General features: G+C 70.8%; 1 pseudogene. It reads left to right on the top strand.

Annotated features, from left to right (window positions below):
• Positions 1-363: pseudogene (locus EQG76_RS03455) on the top strand (NAD-dependent DNA ligase LigA); the annotation flags it as partial.

Here is a 363-nt window from a genome sequence, read left to right as displayed (position 1 = left end):
CGTCCGGTTGAACGAGGAGCAGGAGGAGGCCGGCCAGCTCCCCTTCGCCAACCCCCGCAACGCCGCGGCGGGCTCCCTGCGCCAGCTCGACAGCAAGATCACCGCTAGGCGCCCCTTGCGCTTCTTCGCCTATGGCTGGGGCGAGGCAGACCCGCCGGTCACTGGGCGCTACTCGGCCTTTCTCGACCGGCTGCGCGGCTGGGGCTTCGTCGTCAACCCGCTCACGCGGATCTGCCGCACCGCCGACGAGCTGGTGGCGCACCAGGCCGAGATCGGCCGGCAGCGGCCCAGCCTCGCCTACGAGATCGACGGCGTGGTCGACAAGATCGACGACATCGCGCTGCAGGAGCGGTTGGGCTTCGT

This window comes from Geminicoccus flavidas, from assembly GCF_009806515.1.
In the GTDB taxonomy this organism is placed as follows: Bacteria; Pseudomonadota; Alphaproteobacteria; order Geminicoccales; family Geminicoccaceae; genus Geminicoccus; species Geminicoccus flavidus.
Note: the sequence above shows the minus strand (reverse complement) of the source record. Positions and strands in the feature narration are given on the sequence as shown.